At 61.9% G+C, this 17,809-nt stretch carries 16 protein-coding genes; 8 read left to right on the forward strand and 8 right to left on the reverse strand.

From position 1 onward, the window contains the following. Positions 1-226 precede the first annotated feature (226 nt). The 7 genes from prmA (at position 227) to ACM6IP_RS15230 (ending at position 9,916) form a co-directional block, all read left to right on the forward strand. The gene (gene prmA / locus ACM6IP_RS15200; protein WP_095171151.1) at positions 227-1,105 is read left to right on the forward strand and encodes a 50S ribosomal protein L11 methyltransferase; all 879 of its coding nucleotides are present in this window, start codon (positions 227-229) and stop codon (positions 1,103-1,105) included. Positions 1,106-1,135: 30 nt separating this feature from the next. After that, positions 1,136-2,389 carry a DUF3426 domain-containing protein gene (locus tag ACM6IP_RS15205; RefSeq protein ID WP_414861775.1) on the forward strand — a complete coding sequence of 418 codons (1,254 nt, stop codon included), beginning with the start codon at positions 1,136-1,138 and terminating at the stop codon, positions 2,387-2,389. A gap of 186 nt (positions 2,390-2,575) precedes the next feature. Continuing rightward, positions 2,576-3,586: a tRNA dihydrouridine synthase DusB gene (gene dusB / locus ACM6IP_RS15210; protein WP_095171147.1), complete on the forward strand. Its 1,011-nt coding sequence runs from the start codon at positions 2,576-2,578 to the stop codon at positions 3,584-3,586. Beyond that, entirely contained in the window at positions 3,583-3,903 is a 321-nt protein-coding gene (gene fis, locus ACM6IP_RS15215; RefSeq protein ID WP_003186237.1) for a DNA-binding transcriptional regulator Fis, read from the forward strand. Before dusB ends, fis begins: the two co-directional genes overlap by 4 nt. Before the next feature lie 82 nt (positions 3,904-3,985). Next, positions 3,986-5,593, forward strand: coding sequence for a bifunctional phosphoribosylaminoimidazolecarboxamide formyltransferase/IMP cyclohydrolase (purH, locus tag ACM6IP_RS15220; protein ID WP_159993535.1), 1,608 nt, complete (start codon positions 3,986-3,988; stop codon positions 5,591-5,593). 153 nt (positions 5,594-5,746) lie between these two features. Next, positions 5,747-7,039, forward strand: coding sequence for a phosphoribosylamine--glycine ligase (gene purD, locus ACM6IP_RS15225; RefSeq protein ID WP_414861776.1), 1,293 nt, complete (start codon positions 5,747-5,749; stop codon positions 7,037-7,039). Between the two features lie 102 nt (positions 7,040-7,141). Continuing rightward, positions 7,142-9,916 (forward strand): response regulator, encoded by a 2,775-nt coding sequence (locus ACM6IP_RS15230; RefSeq protein ID WP_414861777.1) that lies wholly within the window; start codon positions 7,142-7,144, stop codon positions 9,914-9,916. A gap of 23 nt (positions 9,917-9,939) precedes the next feature. Here the strand turns inward: ACM6IP_RS15230 and ACM6IP_RS15235 are convergent, their stop codons facing one another. Genes ACM6IP_RS15235 through ACM6IP_RS15245 form a run of 3 tightly spaced genes read right to left on the reverse strand, consistent with a single transcriptional unit; the run spans position 9,940 to position 12,113 of the window. Next, the gene (locus tag ACM6IP_RS15235; RefSeq protein WP_414861778.1) at positions 9,940-10,572 is read right to left on the reverse strand and encodes a hypothetical protein; all 633 of its coding nucleotides are present in this window, start codon (positions 10,570-10,572) and stop codon (positions 9,940-9,942) included. Further along, the gene (locus ACM6IP_RS15240; RefSeq protein WP_414861779.1) at positions 10,569-11,264 is read right to left on the reverse strand and encodes a hypothetical protein; all 696 of its coding nucleotides are present in this window, start codon (positions 11,262-11,264) and stop codon (positions 10,569-10,571) included. Before ACM6IP_RS15240 ends, ACM6IP_RS15235 begins: the two co-directional genes overlap by 4 nt. Before the next feature lie 60 nt (positions 11,265-11,324). Beyond that, positions 11,325-12,113 (reverse strand): hypothetical protein, encoded by a 789-nt coding sequence (locus tag ACM6IP_RS15245; RefSeq protein ID WP_414861780.1) that lies wholly within the window; start codon positions 12,111-12,113, stop codon positions 11,325-11,327. Positions 12,114-12,360: 247 nt separating this feature from the next. Here ACM6IP_RS15245 and ACM6IP_RS15250 point away from each other — a divergent pair, with 247 nt between their 5' ends. After that, positions 12,361-12,957 carry a MarC family protein gene (locus ACM6IP_RS15250; RefSeq protein WP_095171137.1) on the forward strand — a complete coding sequence of 199 codons (597 nt, stop codon included), beginning with the start codon at positions 12,361-12,363 and terminating at the stop codon, positions 12,955-12,957. Here the strand turns inward: ACM6IP_RS15250 and ACM6IP_RS15255 are convergent. From ACM6IP_RS15255 to cobG, 5 genes are all read right to left on the reverse strand, one after another. Next, positions 12,935-13,141 carry a hypothetical protein gene (locus ACM6IP_RS15255; RefSeq protein ID WP_414861781.1) on the reverse strand — a complete coding sequence of 69 codons (207 nt, stop codon included), beginning with the start codon at positions 13,139-13,141 and terminating at the stop codon, positions 12,935-12,937. The genes ACM6IP_RS15250 and ACM6IP_RS15255 overlap by 23 nt on opposite strands. A gap of 177 nt (positions 13,142-13,318) precedes the next feature. Then, positions 13,319-15,022, reverse strand: a complete 1,704-nt coding sequence (cobJ, locus tag ACM6IP_RS15260; protein ID WP_414861782.1) for a precorrin-3B C(17)-methyltransferase — start codon at positions 15,020-15,022, stop codon at positions 13,319-13,321. Next, positions 15,022-15,753 carry a precorrin-2 C(20)-methyltransferase gene (locus tag ACM6IP_RS15265; protein ID WP_095171163.1) on the reverse strand — a complete coding sequence of 244 codons (732 nt, stop codon included), beginning with the start codon at positions 15,751-15,753 and terminating at the stop codon, positions 15,022-15,024. Before ACM6IP_RS15265 ends, cobJ begins: the two co-directional genes overlap by 1 nt. Then, positions 15,753-16,379: a precorrin-8X methylmutase gene (locus ACM6IP_RS15270; protein WP_095171133.1), complete on the reverse strand. Its 627-nt coding sequence runs from the start codon at positions 16,377-16,379 to the stop codon at positions 15,753-15,755. The genes ACM6IP_RS15265 and ACM6IP_RS15270 overlap by 1 nt, the downstream gene beginning before the upstream one ends. Next, on the reverse strand, positions 16,372-17,679 hold the full coding sequence (cobG, locus tag ACM6IP_RS15275; RefSeq protein WP_414861783.1) for a precorrin-3B synthase: 1,308 nt from the start codon (positions 17,677-17,679) through the stop codon (positions 16,372-16,374). The genes ACM6IP_RS15270 and cobG overlap by 8 nt, the downstream gene beginning before the upstream one ends. Positions 17,680-17,809 lie beyond the last annotated feature (130 nt).

The following is a 17,809-nucleotide window of genomic DNA, read 5'->3' on the forward strand; positions in this document are numbered from 1 at the left end:
TTCAAAAGTGAGCCGCCGTCAGGCGGAACCATAGGTGGCCGTTACCGCAGAAATGGATATGTCCTCGGCCCAATCCAACACCCCGGTCAGCCCAGAGGCCGCCACGCAAGCAAGCTCCCTCGCCCCAGCTCACAGCCCACTCCCACAAAACCTTCGCGCTCGCGTAAACTTGCGGGCTTCTCGCAGACCGCTAGGCTGCAATCAATATTTTTCAAAGGTGCCCGCCATGCCTTGGCTGCAAGTCCGTCTCGCCATCAGCCCAGAACAAGCCGAAACCTACGAAGACGCTTTCCTTGAAGTGGGCGCCGTCTCGGTGACCTTCATGGACGCCGAAGATCAGCCGATCTTCGAGCCGGAACTGAACACCACCCCGCTGTGGTCGCACACTCACCTGCTGGCCCTGTTTGAAGGTGGCACCGAGCCTGGCCCGGTGCTGGCTCACCTTGAGCTGCTGACCGGCGGCCCGCTGCCCGAGCATCACAGCGAAGTGATCGAAGACCAGGACTGGGAACGCAGCTGGATGGATGGCTTCCAGCCGATGCAGTTCGGCCAGCGCCTGTGGATCGTGCCAAGCTGGCACGCCGCCCCTGAGCCCGACGCGGTAAACCTGCTGCTGGATCCGGGCCTGGCGTTTGGCACCGGTACTCACCCGACCACCGCGCTGTGCCTGGAGTGGCTCGACGGCCAGGACCTGCAAGATTGCAACGTGCTGGACTTCGGCTGCGGCTCGGGGATCCTGGCCATTGCCGCCCTGCTGCTCGGCGCGAAACAAGCCGTCGGCACCGATATCGACGTGCAAGCGCTGGAAGCATCGCGCGACAACGCCGGGCGCAACAACATTGCCGAAGAGCTGTTCCCACTGTACCTGCCACAAGATCTGCCACCGGTGCAGGCCGATGTGCTGGTCGCCAACATTCTGGCCGGCCCCCTGGTTTCACTGGCACCGCAACTGTCCAGCCTGGTCAAGTCCGGCGGACGCCTGGCGCTGTCGGGGATCCTTGCCGAGCAAGGTGACGAGGTCGCTGGTGCTTATGCCCAGGACTTTGATCTCGACCCGATCGCCAATCGCGACGGCTGGGTGCGTATTACCGGCCGTCGGCGCTAGAATGAGCGCTTGCAGACTCCGGATGGCCGCATGACCGACAGCTTCGTCACTCAATGCCCGCACTGTCAGACCAGTTTTCGCGTCAGCCACACTCAATTGAGCGTGGCTCGCGGGGTGGTTCGTTGCGGCTCGTGCCTGCAAGTGTTCAACGCCGCCCGCCAGTTGCTCGAGCAACGCCAGGGTCAGCAAGCAGCCCCGCTTACCCCGCCGCCGGCCATACCTGCTCCCGAGCAACGAGCGATCAGCCAGAAGCAGTGGACCGCCGCCGAGCTTGACCTGGACCACCTCGACCTCGACGAGGAACTGGCCCGGCTGGAGCAGCGGGAAATCCAGCCGACCAAGGAGTTCGGCCAGGAACGCAAGCCTCGGGAAGACTCACTCAGTGCCCGGCGCGACAGCGGCGAAAGCGAAGAACCCTGGTCCGACAGCCTGTTCAGCGAGTCTGCCGCCGAACGCGCCTTGACCAACGACGACAGCCCGGCAACAGGCAACGTCTCGATCGACGATCTCGACGAACCCCACACCTCCTCGCGCACCGAGCCTTCGCTGTCGCTGGTCGATCTTGACGACGACGAACCCGAGGCTCCGCAGCTGCGCCTTGAGCCTGTGGACGAGGACGCCAGGCAGGACCTGCGCCACGAACGGCTGTCCGCCACCGATGACGACGAGCTGGAAGATCAGCCCCAGGTTATCGAACCGCCGCGCAAGAAACGCCCGCGCAACGAGTCCGCCCGCCATGATGAAGTGCTGCAGGACCTGGTCGACGACCCGTTGCAACTGGACTGGCAAAAGCGCCGCTCACCCTGGGGCCGACGCCTGTTCTGGGGCTTGATGGTGCTGCTGGCGGGCGGCGCCCTGGCCGGCCAGTACATCGCCTATCACTTCGACGAACTGGCCCGCCAGGACCAGTACCGCCCCTGGTTCCAGCAGCTGTGCCCACAGATTGGCTGCAATGTGCCGTCCAAGGTCGACATCGCCAAAATCAAGAGCAGTAACCTGGTGGTGCGCAGCCACCCGGACTTCAGCGGCGCCCTGGTGGTGGACGCCATCATCTATAACCGTGCGCCGTTCTCCCAGCCGTTCCCGCTGCTGGAGTTACGGTTTGCCGACCTCAACGGCCACCTGATCGCCAGTCGGCGATTCAAGCCGGGGGAATACCTCAATGGCGACCTTGCCGGCCTGGCGGAGATGCCGCCACAAACGCCGATCCACATCGCCCTGGACATCCTCGACCCCGGCTCCAAGGCCGTGAATTACAGCCTCAGCTTTCACTCGCCCGAGTGAATCGGTTCAGTGTCCTGCCTTTGACGGTGGCTTTCTGACGGCTGGCGAGGCGCACCAAACTACTGGCAATAACAAAGTAACTGTTCAGATTTTATCCAATTCAGCCTTTAACCAGTCATCGAGAGCGGGTATCATGCCAACCCTTTTTCGAACTCTCATGATCCGACCCCACAACAGGGAAGTCCTATGTCGGCGGTACGCATCGGCCCATATACATTGCACAACGGCTTGATTCTCGCCCCGATGGCGGGCGTCACCGACCAGCCCTTTCGTCAGCTGTGCAAGCGATTGGGCGCAGGGTTAGTAGTCTCGGAAATGGTAACCAGCGACATGAGCTTGTGGAACACCCGCAAGTCGCGCCTGCGCATGGTCCACGAAGGTGATCCCGAGCCTCGCTCGGTACAGATCGCCGGTGGTGATGCACAGATGCTGGCGGACGCGGCCCGGGCCAACGTCGAGCTGGGCGCACAGATTATTGATATCAACATGGGCTGTCCGGCAAAGAAGGTCTGCAACAAGGCCGCCGGGTCCGCCCTGTTGAAAGATGAAGCACTGGTGACCGAGATCCTGCAGGCCGTGGTGGCTGCGGTTGATGTGCCGGTCACCTTGAAGATCCGCACCGGCTGGGACCGGGCAAACAAGAACGGCCTGACCGTGGCGAAGATCGCCGAGCAGGCCGGGATCACGGCGCTGGCGGTGCACGGGCGCACCCGTGCCGACCTGTACACCGGGGACGCCGAGTACGACACCATTGCCGCGATCAAGCAGGCGGTGTCGATTCCGGTGTTCGCCAATGGCGACATCGACTCGCCCGAGAAGGCCCGGCACGTGCTTGACGCGACCGGTGCCGATGGCCTGCTGATAGGCCGGGCTGCCCAGGGGCGGCCATGGATTTTTCGTGAGATCGAGCATTTCCTGCGTACCGGCGAAAAACTGCCGGCTCCGCAGCTGAGCGAAGTGGAACGTATTCTGCTTGAGCATCTGGCCGCACTCCATGCTTTTTATGGAGACGTCATGGGCGTACGCATTGCGCGCAAGCATGTCGGCTGGTATCTCGCAACCTTGCCGGGCGCCAGGGAATTTCGCGCCCACTTCAATCGTTTGGATGGAACGGAAACACAATGCGCCAACGTCCGGGAGTTTTTTGCCGAGCGTTATAAGAGCCTGACAGGGGACGGAGAAGGGGTGGCCGCATGACGATGATGACCGAGACTTTAGTGAGTGGAACAACACCCGTGAGCGACAACGTGAATTTGAAACAGCACCTCAATACGCCGAGCGAAGAAGGCCAGACCCTTCGCGGGAGTGTCGAGAAGGCGCTGCACAATTATTTCGCCCACCTTGAGGGCGCTGCCGTCACGGATGTGTACAACCTGGTGCTCTCCGAAGTCGAGGCTCCCCTGCTCGAAAGCGTGATGAACTACGTCAAGGGTAACCAGACCAAGGCCAGTGAGCTGCTGGGACTGAACCGCGGCACCCTGCGCAAGAAACTCAAGCAGTACGATTTGCTGTAAGCATTTAATCAAACCAGAAAGGCGCCCGCGTAAAACCGGTCGCCTTTTTTGCTGACTTCCTTTGCTTTTGATGGAAATTGAGATGACCGACCAGACTACCCGCCTGCCGATCCGCCGCGCCTTGATCAGCGTTTCCGACAAGACCGGGATCCTCGAATTCGCCAAGGAGCTTGAAGCCCTTGGGGTTGAGATCCTCTCCACCGGTGGGACGTTCAAGCTGCTGCAGGACAATGGCGTAGCCGCTGTGGAAGTCGCGGATTACACCGGTTTTGCCGAAATGATGGACGGTCGGGTGAAGACCCTGCACCCGAAAATCCACGGCGGGATCCTCGGCCGTCGCGGTATCGACGACGCGATCATGAACGAGCACGGCATCAAGCCGATCGATCTGGTGGCGGTCAACCTGTACCCGTTCCAAGCCACCATCAACAAGCCGGGCTGCGACCTGCCGACCGCGATCGAGAACATCGACATCGGCGGCCCGACCATGGTCCGTTCGGCAGCCAAAAACCACAAAGACGTAGCGATCGTGGTGAATGCCAGCGATTACGCCAGCGTCCTGGAAAACCTCAAGGCCGGCGGCCTGACCTACGCCCAGCGTTTCGACCTGATGCTCAAGGCGTTTGAACACACCGCCGCCTACGACGGCATGATCGCCAACTACATGGGCACCGTGAACCAGGCGGCTGACACCCTCAGCACCGAAGGTCGCAGCGAATTCCCGCGCACCTTCAACAGCCAGTTCGTCAAGGCCCAGGAAATGCGTTACGGCGAGAACCCGCACCAGAGCGCGGCATTCTACGTAGAAGCGACGCCTGCCGAAGTCGGGATCGCCACTGCGACCCAACTGCAGGGCAAGGAACTGTCGTACAACAACGTGGCCGATACCGACGCCGCGCTGGAGTGCGTGAAGAGCTTCGTCAAGCCAGCCTGCGTGATCGTCAAGCACGCCAACCCGTGCGGCGTAGCCGTCAGCCCAGACGCCGAAGGCGGTATTCGCCAGGCCTACGAGCTGGCCTACGCCACCGACACCGAATCGGCCTTCGGCGGCATCATCGCGTTCAACCGCGAACTGGATGCTGAAACCGCCAAAGCCATCGTCGAGCGTCAGTTCGTCGAAGTGATCATCGCCCCGAGCGTCAGCGCCGAGGCCCGCGCCATCGTTGCGGCCAAGGCCAATGTGCGCCTGCTGGCCTGCGGCGAGTGGTCGGCTGAGCGTGCCGCTGCCTGGGACTACAAGCGCGTCAACGGCGGCCTGCTGGTACAGAGCCGCGACATCGGCATGATCGGCGCCGACGACTTGAAAGTCGTGACCCAGCGCGCACCGACCGAACACGAGATCAACGACCTGATCTTCGCCTGGAAAGTGGCCAAGTACGTCAAGTCCAACGCCATCGTCTACGCCAAGAACCGCCAGACCATCGGGGTCGGCGCTGGCCAGATGAGCCGTGTGAACTCGGCCCGTATCGCTGCGATCAAGGCTGAACACGCCGGCTTGCAGGTAGTCGGTTCGGTGATGGCTTCCGACGCGTTCTTCCCGTTCCGCGACGGCCTGGACAACGCAGCCAAGGCCGGCGTGACGGCGGTGATCCAGCCAGGTGGCTCGATGCGTGATGCAGAAGTGATCGCAGCGGCCGATGAAGCCGGCATCGCGATGGTCTTCACCGGCATGCGCCACTTCCGTCACTGATTAACCGATTCCCTGTGGGAGCGGGCTTGCCCGCGATGCAGACACCTCGGTTTTTCAGATGGACCGCAGTGATGCTATCGCTGGCAAGCCAGCTCCCACAGAAAAGCGCCCCTGCGGTGCTCCACAGAATTAGCGTCATCCGAGGTTTTTGAAATGAATGTTTTGATCATTGGCAGCGGTGGCCGTGAACACGCCCTGGCCTGGAAAGTGGCTCAGGATCCGCGTGTGCAGAAGGTTTTCGTGGCACCCGGCAACGCCGGTACCGCCATTGAAGCCAAGTGCGAAAACGTCGCGATCGACGTCCTGGCCCTGGAACAACTGGCAGACTTTGCCGAGCAGAACGTCGCCCTGACCATCGTCGGCCCGGAAGTCCCGCTGGTGGCTGGCGTGGTTGACCTGTTCCGCTCCCGTGGCCTGGATTGCTTCGGCCCAACCGCCGGCGCGGCCCAGCTGGAAGGCTCCAAGGCCTTCACCAAGGACTTCCTGGCGCGCCACAAGATCCCGACTGCCGACTACCAGAACTTCACCGAGATCGAGCCAGCCCTGGCTTACTTGCGTGAAAAAGGTGCGCCGATCGTGATCAAGGCCGACGGCCTGGCTGCCGGTAAAGGCGTGATCGTCGCCATGACCCTGCAGGAAGCCGAAGACGCGGTGCGCGACATGCTCGCCGGCAATGCCTTCGGTGACGCCGGTTCGCGCGTGGTGATCGAAGAGTTCCTCGACGGCGAAGAAGCCAGCTTCATCGTCATGGTCGACGGCAAGAACGTCCTGCCGATGGCCACCAGCCAGGACCACAAGCGTGTGGGCGATGGCGACACCGGTCCGAACACCGGCGGCATGGGGGCCTACTCCCCGGCGCCAGTGGTCACCAGCGAAGTGCATCAGCGGGTCATGGACCTGGTGATCTGGCCAACCGTGAAGGGCATGGCGGCCGAAGGCAACGTCTACACCGGCTTCCTGTATGCAGGCCTGATGATCGACAAGGCCGGCAATCCGAAGGTCATCGAATTCAACTGCCGTTTCGGCGACCCTGAGACCCAACCAGTGATGCTGCGCCTGCAGTCGAGCCTGGTGCTGCTGGTCGAAGCGGCACTGGCCCAAGCGCTGGACAAGGTCGAAGCCCAGTGGGATCCACGCCCAAGCGTCGGCATCGTCCTGGCTGCGGGTGGCTATCCGGCTGACTACGCCAAGGGTGATGTGATCCAGGGCCTGGATGCAGCCGCCGCACTGGAAGGCAAAGTCTTCCACGCCGGCACTGCGCTCAAGGACGGTAACGTCGTGACTGCCGGTGGCCGGGTGCTCTGCGCCACGGCGATGGGCGCCAGCGTCGATGCCGCCCAGCAGCAAGCCTACCAACTGGCCGCCAAGATCAATTGGACCGGCTGCTTCTATCGCAAGGACATTGGCTACCGCGCCATTGCCCGCGAGCGTGGCGAAAACCAGTAATAAGCCAGCCGTTCGGCCAGGCAAGGGCCGCTGGTCCTTGCCGCCCTGTTCCAGGCCCGCGCATAGTTGTAATCTGGCATCAACCTAAGAAGGGATTCCGCCGTGCGCTGGCTCAGGATTGCCATTGGCTTGACCGTCACCCTACTGACCCTGCTCTGCATGCTCCCGGCCCAGGCCACGCAAGGCAGTGGCTGGGCGGTATTGCTCGACGAACAGGGCAGCCTGCAACTGACCGACATCCGCTCGGCCCGCTACACCAATCAATTCAGCCCGATTGAACTGGACCAGATCACCGCCGCCGACCCTGATGGCGCGCTGTGGCTGCGCTTTCGGCTCAATCCTGGCAAACACGAACAACTGCTGCGCATCTTCGCCCCCGACCTGGTGCACCTGGACCTCTATGTGCTGGACGGCGACACGCTGATCGAGCAGACCCACAGTGGCAACGACCAGGCACTGAGTACCCGCCCGCTGCCCAGCACCGACTTCATGGTGCCGCTGCCGCAGGTCCAGCAGCCACTCGACGTATATCTACGCTTGGTGTCCGAACACCAGTTGCGGCCCTACATCACCCTGCAATCAGCGGTCATGTCCGCCGCCAACCAGACCCAGACGCTGATCTACGGCCTGTTGTTCGGTTGCATCGCCATGCTGATCCTGCACAACCTCACGCGCTATGCCTTCACCCGCTCGCAAACCTGCCTGTGGCTCGCGGCGTGTGAAGGCCTGCTGATGCTGGGCATGCTGCTGCTGTTGAACCTGGCCGGCCCATGGCTACCCGACTGGCATGCCCTGCAAACCCCCGACGCCTACCTGGCCCTGCTACTGACGGCGCCGTGCGGGCTGATGTTCACCTATCGGTTCTTTACCCCGCTGGGCCCGCACCCGCTGAACAAGCTGCTGATGGGCGATATCCTGTTCATTGTCCTGTGCAGCCTGTTGTTGCTGTTCGTCGAGACCTTGCCGCTGAACCTGATGACCTATGCACTGGTCGCGCTGGCCGGCCTGAGCATGCTCCTGGTCAGCGCCTACCACTGGCAGCAGGGCTACCGACCGGCCCGCTTCTTCGTCATGGCGATGGTGGTGTTCAACCTCGGCACGCTGATCATCTTGCCGGCGCTGCTGGGCCTGACAGTGGTCGCCCCGCAAAGCCTGATCACCGCCTTGTTGGCCTTTATCGGACTGAGCGGCCTGCTGATGGGGATTTCGCTGACCGAGCGCCAGCGCAGCATCATCGAGAACCGCTTCAGCATCAGCCGCGACCTGGCCGCCAGCAATGCCGAAATCAACGCCAAGGCCGAGTTCCTGGCGAAGATCAGCCATGAAATTCGCACCCCGATGAATGGCGTACTGGGCATGACCGAACTACTGCTGGGCACGCCACTGTCAGTCAAGCAGCGCGACTACGTGCAGACCATCCACAGCGCCGGCAACGAACTGCTGACGCTGATCAACGAGATCCTCGACATCTCCAAGCTGGAGTCCGGGCAAATCGAACTGGATGACGTGCAGTTCGACCTCAATGCCCTGGTCGACGACTGCCTGAGCATCTTCCGCGCCAAGGCCGAACAGCAGAACGTCGAGCTCATCAGCTTCATCCAGCCCCAGGTGCCACGCGTGATCAGCGGCGACCCGACACGCCTGCGCCAGACCCTGCTGAGCCTGCTGGAAAACGCGCTGAAAAAAACCGAGGAAGGCGAGATCCTGATCGTTGTCGCCCTCGATGAACGCAGCAGCAAACCGCGCCTGCGCATCGCCGTGCAGGACAGCGGGCTGCCCATGGAGGCGCAAGAACGTGAAGCCTTGATGCACGCAGAACTGCACAGCAAGAACTTCCTCTCCGCGACACCCCTGGGCGGCAACCTGGGCCTGGTGATTGCCCGCCAGTTGATCCTGTTGATGCACGGCGAGTTCGGCATCAAGTGCGGCAGCAATCAGGGCAATACACTGTGGCTGACCTTGCCCCTGGACCCGGACCGTCTCGAACACCCGACATCCGACCTCGACAGCCCGCTGCAAGGCGCACGGGTGCTGGTGGTGGACGACAACGACACCTGCCGCAAGGTCCTGGTGCAGCAATGCACGGCCTGGGGCCTGAATGTCAGTGCCGTGCCTTCCGGCAAGGAAGCCCTGGCCTTGCTGCGTACCAAGGCGCACCTGCGCGATTATTTCGACGTGGTCTTGCTGGACCAGAACATGCCCGGCATGACCGGCATGCAACTGGCCGCCAAGATCAAGGAAGACCCGAGCCTGAATCACGACATCCTGCTGATCATGCTCACCGGTATCAGCAACGCCCCGAGCAAGATCATCGCGCGCAACGCCGGGATCAAGCGCATCCTGGCCAAGCCCGTGGCCGGTTATACGCTCAAGACCACCCTGGCCGACGAGTTGACCCAACGCAACAAAGGCCAGGCCGTCTCCCCGTCCCTGCCCGGTAACCCGCCCCTGGAGGTCAGTGTGCCCAGCGACTTCCGCATCCTGGTCGCCGAAGACAACAGCATCTCGACCAAAGTGATTCGCGGCATGCTGGGCAAACTCAACCTGCAACCGGACACCGCCAGCAACGGCGAAGAAGCCTTGAAGGCGATGAAGGCCCAGCGTTATGACCTGGTGTTGATGGATTGCGAAATGCCGATCCTCGACGGGTTTTCCGCCACCCAGCAATTACGCGCCTGGGAAGTCGGCAACCAGCGCACTCGTACCCCGGTGGTAGCACTGACCGCGCACATCCTCGCCGAACACAAGGACCGCGCACGCCAGGCCGGCATGGACGGGCACATGGCCAAGCCGGTGGAGCTGTCGCAACTGCGTGAGCTGGTCGAGTACTGGGTGGTCCAGCGCGATCAGCACAATCGCAACACATCGCCCGTCTGATCAATCCCCTCGCTGCGTCCCAGTCAAATCGACAGCCCGCGGATGGACGTGAGTGATTGCTCCAGGACCGCTTTTTTAACTTTCTCGCGAAACTGCGCGTAGTAAAGCGTATTGAAGGTCAGCAACGCCATCTGCTCCCTGCTCTCTCGCACCTGTTCTTGCGCGAATAGAAACTGCGGAGCGCTTCGATACAGCCTGAACTGTCGGTGGTAGAGACCCAGGTCGATCTTGTTCGGGCCGTTGGCGATGCAGGGAATCATCTGAAAGACCCCGGCCTGCTGTGTCAGGCTGCTGGACTCGAACAAATCGAGCGCCGCCTGGTTCTGCTCCAGGGCTGCCATTGCACGACTGATAGGACTGGAAAAAACCTCACCCAGGCGCCTGGAAATCTGCTGAATGACCTGACGGCCCATCGAGTCGGTGGACGTGAGCGGCAGCCCCTCCGGCCGTGGCACATCCCAGCCGATGAACTTGAGCGTGTTGCGGTAATACTCAAACCAGTCGCCTTCCAGGCCATCGGCAACTGCCGCGCGGGTCGCCCTTTGCGCGTACAGGGTACTGAGGTAAATGTCTTCCCGATGGGACTCCGGTAGATCACCGGCAAAGGCGATCAGGCTGCCACCCACCACGGCGGCCTGTGCAGTGGTATCGATCATGAGCGGCCCTCCACCGTGAAAGGTTTACAGGTGACATCGGTGATTTCACCCAGCTTCGCAAGGTTGTCGCTCAGTTTATCCCTGAGTTTCAGGTCAACCGCCTCACGAGCCCGTGCATAAAGGAGTTCGGAAAGATTCGCCCGCGCCTGGCGAATGCATACAGGGCCCACCACCTCCTCAACGCAAAATGCCTGCGACCAGGGGTTTGCGCTCAGCACCTGGCGAGTCTGGAAGACGATATACAGGCTGATGATCGAGGTTGGCGTCAGCGCCAGGATCGCCAACAGACGCACGTCCTGAAGGGCTGGACTGGCGTTTCCAGGCAGCTCGCCAATGGCTGCAACGGAGCTGTTCAAGTGCGCTATATGGGGCAGGAAAGCGGCAAAAACCTGCCCCGAACGATCTTTGCAATTGGTCATCATCCCGGCTGCCCATTCCAAGGGGGAACTGCCACTCTGAGGTCCCAGGGAAAAATGCTGCTGCGCCTTGAGCGAGCGTATCCAAAAATCATCGACCACCTGCAGATAGGCGTCGTACCAATCGACAGCCGCCTTCATCTGCATTTTTTTATTAGCCACCAGTTGGGCCAACAGGCACGATTTGACGACATCAGAACACGTGGCCAGGCCATTGACTCCGGGCAATGCAACAACCGCATCCCTTACTGCATACACCATGTAATGCTGTTCCATAGCAAACCCCCAAAACTAAAAGAGCAGCCACTGCATGGCTCCCCTTTTATTTTTATTCCGTTAAATTGGGTAGTTGGAGATCTTGGTTTTTGCATTGATACCTAACTTCTCTAGAATGACCTCGCGAGTCTGCTCGACAATAGCCGGTACTTTTCTGAATACCGACTCACCGCGATACAGCTTCACATCGCGAGAATCCCAGTCGGAAAACAGAACCTGGGTCGAAGTATTCTTGCGAATAAACCGCACGGTCCCCAAGGCCAGTGTCACTTCACCATTGATTTCCGTGCAGGTTCCGGCCGCGGTACCGCCTACGCCATTTTCGAGCATGTTGCGCTCATACAGGGTCAGCGCGGTTTCGCGCTTTTTCAGTGCGTTGATGGCGGAACTTGCCACTTTCAGCATCAGTGCGGAGGTAGAACCCGGCAAGGCAATCCCGGCCACGACAGCCCCAAGGATCTCCAGGACCAATTCATCCATGCGCACCGAGTTACCCCCGATATTGATGTCGTTATAAAACTTCTGGGTGGGCAGCCAACCGGCATCGGTCATGACCTGGACAAAATGGTAGTACCACTCCTTACCCTGCTCCTCGCGCGGAAATGCTTTGTTCGACGCCAGCGTTGCAAAAAGAAACGCGTGCAAGACATCGTCGATATTTTGCCCAGCGAGATTACCGGTAAAAGACAAAACACCTTCCCCGACAATAGCAGCTTTTTCCGGCGCCTCAACTTCCGGCAAAGCAAAACTGCGGGAGCGTAGAGTCGAGGAGTCCGCTATCTCATAATTCCTGATACGTTCAACACATCCGACGGCAGTCATTCCATACACACCATCAACAACATTCATGACCAGCTCCTTGATTATAATTCCAGCCTCTTCATGCGACTGCAGAGCGACCATAAACAGGAACAAGGAAAATCACAAACAGCAACCTGTAACTTTCCAATAATAACTGCCACCCAAGTATTGAACTACCTAAACAAAACAACTAACTACGTACCGACAAAATAATCATTGATCTCCCAGCCATCTCCCACAACCCATAGACCGACTGATAGACTCCCCCAACACTCTCCCGCCGCGAGCCAAAACCATGCTCCACGTGCTATTCAGCGTTTACCTGAAAATGTTGGTGCTCTATAGCCCGTTCTTCGTGCTGTCGTGCTTCATCAGCCTGACCCGCGGCTATTCCAACAAGGAGCGTCGGCGCCTGGCGTGGAAGGTCGCCCTCGCGACCCTGATTTCCAGCATTTTGCTGTACCTGTTCGGCCGGGTGATTTTCAACGTGTTCGGCATCACCGTAGACGCCTTTCGCATCGGCGCCGGCAGCGTACTGTTCATCTCGGCATTGGGCATGGCCCAAGGCAAATCCGCGGTGCAGACCGACAACGTGCAGCAGGATGTGACCATCGTCCCGCTGACCATCCCGCTGACCGTCGGTCCCGGCACCATCGGTGCCTTGCTGGTGATGGGCGTCGGCCAACCGCACTGGGACGATAAACTCACCGCGATCATGAGTATTGCCCTGGCCAGTCTCACGGTGGGCGTGGTGCTGTACCTTTCCAATCGCATCGAGCGGATTCTCGGTGACCAGGGTTTGCAGATCGTCAGCCGCCTGATGGGGCTGTTTGTCTGTGCACTGGCGGCGCAAATCATCTTTACCGGGGTCAAGGGCTACCTGGTGCCCTGAGGCCCGGCTCAAGCCCCGCCATCAGCTCTGCCGGTGACAGCGAGACACGCTCGCCAGAAAACTCCATGGCCAGTTCCAGTCCATGCCTTGACGCCGCATCGAGCGCTTCGGCACCGCGAAACAGCAGGCAACGCCCGTCACTGGAGTCGATCAGCAGCAGATGCCCAGCCACCAGGGTGATCAACCAATGTCCGTGCGTGTGCTGTGGTCAACTCGCCCACTCAACAGCAGACCGAGAGAATGACTTCAAGCTGTGATTTATTCAGCGTTATACGGCCACGGTTATCTGCCCCCAATACAAACTTCACAAATCCGTTAACAGGGGTAAAACAATAACGCCCCTAAGAAGGGGCGTTATTATTCAAGTGCCAGGCTTTTCACCATACCAACGTGGCGTATAGACCCACTCACCGCCGTCGCTACGTGGAAAAGTGCAGGTCATGGACGAACCGACCAGCACCATAGTGCGCATGTCGACTTGATCAGGGGTCAGCGCACCGAGGGTGGTGATGCGCAGGGTCTGGCCGGGACGGCCGATATCCCGGCCCAGGACTACCGGCGTTGCAGGTGCGCGATGCTGGGCGACAATCTCCAGCGCGCGCCCCAACTGCCAGGGGCGCGAGCGGGAAATCGGGTTGTAGAACGCCAGCGCCAGATCGGCCTCCGCTGCCAGGTCCAGGCGCTTCTCGATGATCGACCAGGGCTTCAGGTTGTCGGACAGCGACATCACGCAGAAGTCATGCCCCAGCGGTGCTCCGGCCTGGGCGGCGGTGGCCAGCGAAGCAGAGACCCCGGGCAGGATCTGCAGTTCGACGTTATGCCACGCTGGGTCATCCGACTCGTGCAACGCCTCAAGCACCGCCGCCGCCATGGCGAACACTCCCGGATCACCGGACGACACCACGATCACCGAACGCCCCTGGGCGGCCAGTTCAAAGGCGTGCCGGGCCCGTTGCATCTCTTCGCGGTTGTCGGTGCAGTGCTGCACCTGGTCCTCACGAAACGGTCCGGCCATGCGTACGTAGGTTTCATAACCGAGCACATCGGTGGCTCGCGCCAGTTCGGCTTTCACCGCTGGCACCATCAGTTCGGCGGCGCCCGGGCCGAGGCCAATCACCGCCAGACGCCCACGGGGACGGCCGATAAGATTCACCTGCAGCGGCTGTTCGGCCACGGCAATCATCAGCTCCTGGGTGCAGGCGATCAGACGCCCCTCTGGCACGGCGCTGCGCGCCAGGGTTTCAAGGTCGATCGCCGAGGCGACAAAACGCAGCGGTACGGCCAACGCCAGCGCGGCTTCACGCAACACCGGGCAGGCCATCTGTGCCTGCGGCGCCACTAGGCAGGCCAGGGCCGGCAGCGCGAGTTGCGCCTCCTGCAAGGCCGCGCGAATCCGCTCTGGCAGATCCTCTGCGGCGCTCGCCACGATCACCGCGACGCTGCGCGGATAGATCAACAACTCGTTGACCGTCGCCACACGCTCGGCACTGCCGATGTGGATCGAGTGTCGAGCCTGCGGATCCTCCGGCAGTTGGGCTTGCGCCAGCCAGGGCGCGGCACCTTCGACGCGCACGGAGTGACCGGCCAGCAGATCGGAGACAAAACGTTTACCCGCCTCCAGATCACCCAACGCATATCCGCTGGGTGGATTGAGCAAGCAAGTGCCGAAGCGCAGCTCACCGCTGGTGGTGATCGCTGGCGCCACCTCGAATGCCGCGGCAATCTCCCGAGCCATGCCATTCACCCCGCCGAGACCACCCAGCAGCGGCACTACTGCGCTGCCGTCTTCAGCTACCGCCAGCACCGGCGGCTCGGCACCTTTCTCCAGCAGCAACGGTGCCAGGGTGCGGATCACGATACCGGCCGCACACAGGGCAATGATCGGCGTGCCCTGTTGATAGAGTTCGCGCAGGGTCGCGCCGAACTCCTGATACACCCGGTCTGCGCCTTCTACCCGCCCACCGAGACCGTGGATCAAGGCGGTGGGATACACCTGCTGCAGGCGACGCGCAGTGGCCAGGCTACCCTGGCCGAGAATGACAATGGCTGGCGTGGAATGGGTCATCAGCCTTGCCACCTTTCGCCAGGAACGATAATCAGCGAGAAGTACGGCGAGGACATCGGCTCGACCTGATCCAGCGGCACAATCTTCTGATTGGCCATGGTCGCCCGCTCGACATACAGCGCTCGCTCGGCCAGTCCCAGCTCCTCGAGCACTTGGCGCACTTTCGGGAAGTTACGGCCAAGCTTCATGATCACCGCCGCGTCCGCATCGGCCAGGCGGCGCTTGAGGTCTTCGTGGGGCAGCACGCCGGACAGCACCGACAGGCTCTGGTTGCGATACACCAACGGCGCGCCAAGCACCGAAGCGCCACCGAGCATCGAGCACACACCTGGCACCACTTCGGCTTCATAGCGCGTGGCCAGACGGTCGTGCAGGTACATGTAAGAGCCGTAGAAGAACGGATCGCCTTCGCAGATCACCGCCACGTCGCGGCCGGCGTCCAGGTGCGCGGCCACCGCTTGGGCAGCGCCGTCGTAGAAATCGCTGATGATTTCTTCGTAGGACAGCGGCGCTGGCAACGCTTCGGTGGTCACCGGGTACACCAGCGGCAACAGGTTCTGCGCCTCTTGCAGGTGGGCTTCGATGATGCCGAAGGCATTGCCTTTCTTGCCCTTGGCCACGAAGTACGCCACCACGGGCGACTCGCGCAGCAGGCGCAGGGCCTTGACGGTAATCAGTTCCGGGTCACCGGGGCCCACGCCCAGGCCGATCAAGCGTCCAGGTTGCTGCATCATTCAATCTCCGTGGCGAGGGCATTGACCGCAGCGGCGGCCATGGCGCTACCGCCCAGCCGGCCTTGCATGATCACGAAGGGCACGCCACGACTGTCCGCCGCGAGCATGGCCTTGGATTCGGCGGCGCCGACAAACCCCACCGGGAAGCCGAGAATCAGCGCCGGCTTGGGTGCGCCGGCGTCGAGCATTTCCAGCAGGTAGAACAACGCGGTCGGGGCGTTGCCGATCACCACCACGCTGCCTTCCAGGTGCGGACGCCACAACTCCAGCGCCGCAGCGGAACGGGTGTTGCCCAGTTCGCGCGCCAACTCGGCCACGCTGTCGTCGCGCAGGGTACAGATCACTGGGTTGTTGGCTGGCAAGCGGGCCCGGGTCACGCCCTCGGAGACCATCCGCGCGTCACACAGAATCGGTGCACCGGCCGCCAGCGCATCACGCCCGGCCTTGCCCGCCCCGGCGGAAAACTGCAGGCCATCGATGGCCTCGACCATGCCGCAGGCGTGGATCACCCGCACCGCGAGTTTTTCCAGATCGGCCGGAATACGGTCCAGGTTCGCCTCGGCGCGAATGATCGCGAAGGAGTTGCGATAGATCTCCTGACCGTCGCGGATGTAATCAAGCATCAAGGGGGCTCCGTGGGCGGGCATCAAGCAGTGCACCCGCCGCTTCAATAGTGAGGTTACGTGCTTGCAGGGCGCCGAAACCGGCCTGCCCCGCATCGCGAAAATAGAGGTCGTAGTGACCGGGGCTGACCGCCAGCAAGGTCACGGGCGCCGTATGGGCGGCGGCGCAGGAACGCGGGCAACCGGATAAGTGCACCTGCAGTGGCGCGTCGGCTGATTGGCGCAGCGCGGCCAGGCGCTGGCCGTCGCGCTTGGTGTCGGCCAGGCCCTTGGCACAACCGGTGGAACCGGTGCAGGCCAGCACGTGGGCCAGGGCCTGATCGGCGCTCAACAGGAACCCCAGCGCTTGCAACTGTTGGCTGAGGGCGGGCGCGTCCTGCTCGCAGATGTTGGGCAGCAACAGACTCTGCCAGGGTGTCAGGCGCAGACTGGCATCACCGTATTGCTCACACAGTAGCGCCGCGCCTTGGAGCATTTCCGAGGTCAGCCGTCCCAACGGCGGCACGGCCCCTACATGGACCAGGCCCGGCTGACGCTGTGGATAAGTACCCAGGTGCCGCCCCGACGGTGCCGGCGTGCGCTGCCAGGTATCGAGTCGCTGCAGCGGCAGCCGTTCACCGAGCAGCACCAGCAGCGAGTCCAAGGAACGCTCGGCCAGCAAGTGGCGCATGCGAGTCTGCTCCGGCCGCGCCAGTGCGAGAAACAGCTCCAGCACCGCCACCACCAGGCAGTGACCGTCGTCGAGCCGCACGGCACCCGCGCCCGTGTCCGTCGGGCATCCGGCCAGGCCAAAGGCCAACCAGGTCTCACCCTTGCGCTCGAACGCACTCAACCACAGGTCATGGGGGTGCTCGAGCATGGCCAGCGACTCGCCGCCATCCAGTTGCACGGCGAACTTGGCGGACAGGTCATGCAGGCCCGGATTGCTCTCCAGGGTCGCGAGGATCTGCGCCGCCAGCGCCCGGGTATCCAGCACCATGGCGCGGTCGATGCCGGCGGCCGGACTAAGCATCAGGTTGCGTACATCGTCACCCGCCGCCGAGCGCGGACCGAGTCCGGCCGCCAGCAGGCGCTCGATCAGCCGCGAGTGCTCGCCGGTAATGCCGCGAATCTGCAAATTGGCGCGGTTGGTCGCCTCGATCACCCCGCCGGCAAATTCCTCGGCAGCCGTGGCTACCGCGAGGGCCTGGGCGGCACTGATCGAGCCGCCGCTCAACTTGATCCGGCAGATCCCGCCATCCAGCGCCTGGACGATACGCAGCAACCCCGGACAGGCCGAGGGGCGTAAGGCAGGATGCAACGGACGTTCGTTCAAGGGGGCGACCGACTCAAGAGGTAGAAGCACTTCGCGGGCGAAGGCGCGGTATTATGCCTGCTTTGTCCGACGGCATGAAAAGCCTGCCCGTCGGAACCTTCATGTTTGAGGAATA

The organism is Pseudomonas sp. IT-P176, from assembly GCF_949767245.1.
Classification (GTDB): Bacteria; Pseudomonadota; Gammaproteobacteria; order Pseudomonadales; family Pseudomonadaceae; genus Aquipseudomonas.

Bases quoted from the DNA above. Each gene is read 5' to 3' on its own strand.
- purH (WP_159993535.1), top strand. From the start codon at position 3,986: ATGACCGACCAGACTACCCGCCTGCCGATCCGCCGCGCCTTGATCAGC.
- ACM6IP_RS15240 (WP_414861779.1), bottom strand. From the start codon at position 11,264: ATGGAACAGCATTACATGGTGTATGCAGTAAGGGATGCGGTTGTTGCA.
- ACM6IP_RS15235 (WP_414861778.1), bottom strand. From the start codon at position 10,572: ATGATCGATACCACTGCACAGGCCGCCGTGGTGGGTGGCAGCCTGATC.
- ACM6IP_RS15265 (WP_095171163.1), bottom strand. From the start codon at position 15,753: ATGCAGCAACCTGGACGCTTGATCGGCCTGGGCGTGGGCCCCGGTGAC.
- ACM6IP_RS15250 (WP_095171137.1), top strand. From the start codon at position 12,361: ATGCTCCACGTGCTATTCAGCGTTTACCTGAAAATGTTGGTGCTCTAT.
- purD (WP_414861776.1), top strand. From the start codon at position 5,747: ATGAATGTTTTGATCATTGGCAGCGGTGGCCGTGAACACGCCCTGGCC.
- ACM6IP_RS15205 (WP_414861775.1), top strand. From the start codon at position 1,136: ATGACCGACAGCTTCGTCACTCAATGCCCGCACTGTCAGACCAGTTTT.
- ACM6IP_RS15270 (WP_095171133.1), bottom strand. From the start codon at position 16,379: ATGCTTGATTACATCCGCGACGGTCAGGAGATCTATCGCAACTCCTTC.
- prmA (WP_095171151.1), top strand. From the start codon at position 227: ATGCCTTGGCTGCAAGTCCGTCTCGCCATCAGCCCAGAACAAGCCGAA.
- dusB (WP_095171147.1), top strand. From the start codon at position 2,576: ATGTCGGCGGTACGCATCGGCCCATATACATTGCACAACGGCTTGATT.
- ACM6IP_RS15245 (WP_414861780.1), bottom strand. From the start codon at position 12,113: ATGAATGTTGTTGATGGTGTGTATGGAATGACTGCCGTCGGATGTGTT.
- cobJ (WP_414861782.1), bottom strand. From the start codon at position 15,022: ATGACCCATTCCACGCCAGCCATTGTCATTCTCGGCCAGGGTAGCCTG.
- fis (WP_003186237.1), top strand. From the start codon at position 3,583: ATGACGATGATGACCGAGACTTTAGTGAGTGGAACAACACCCGTGAGC.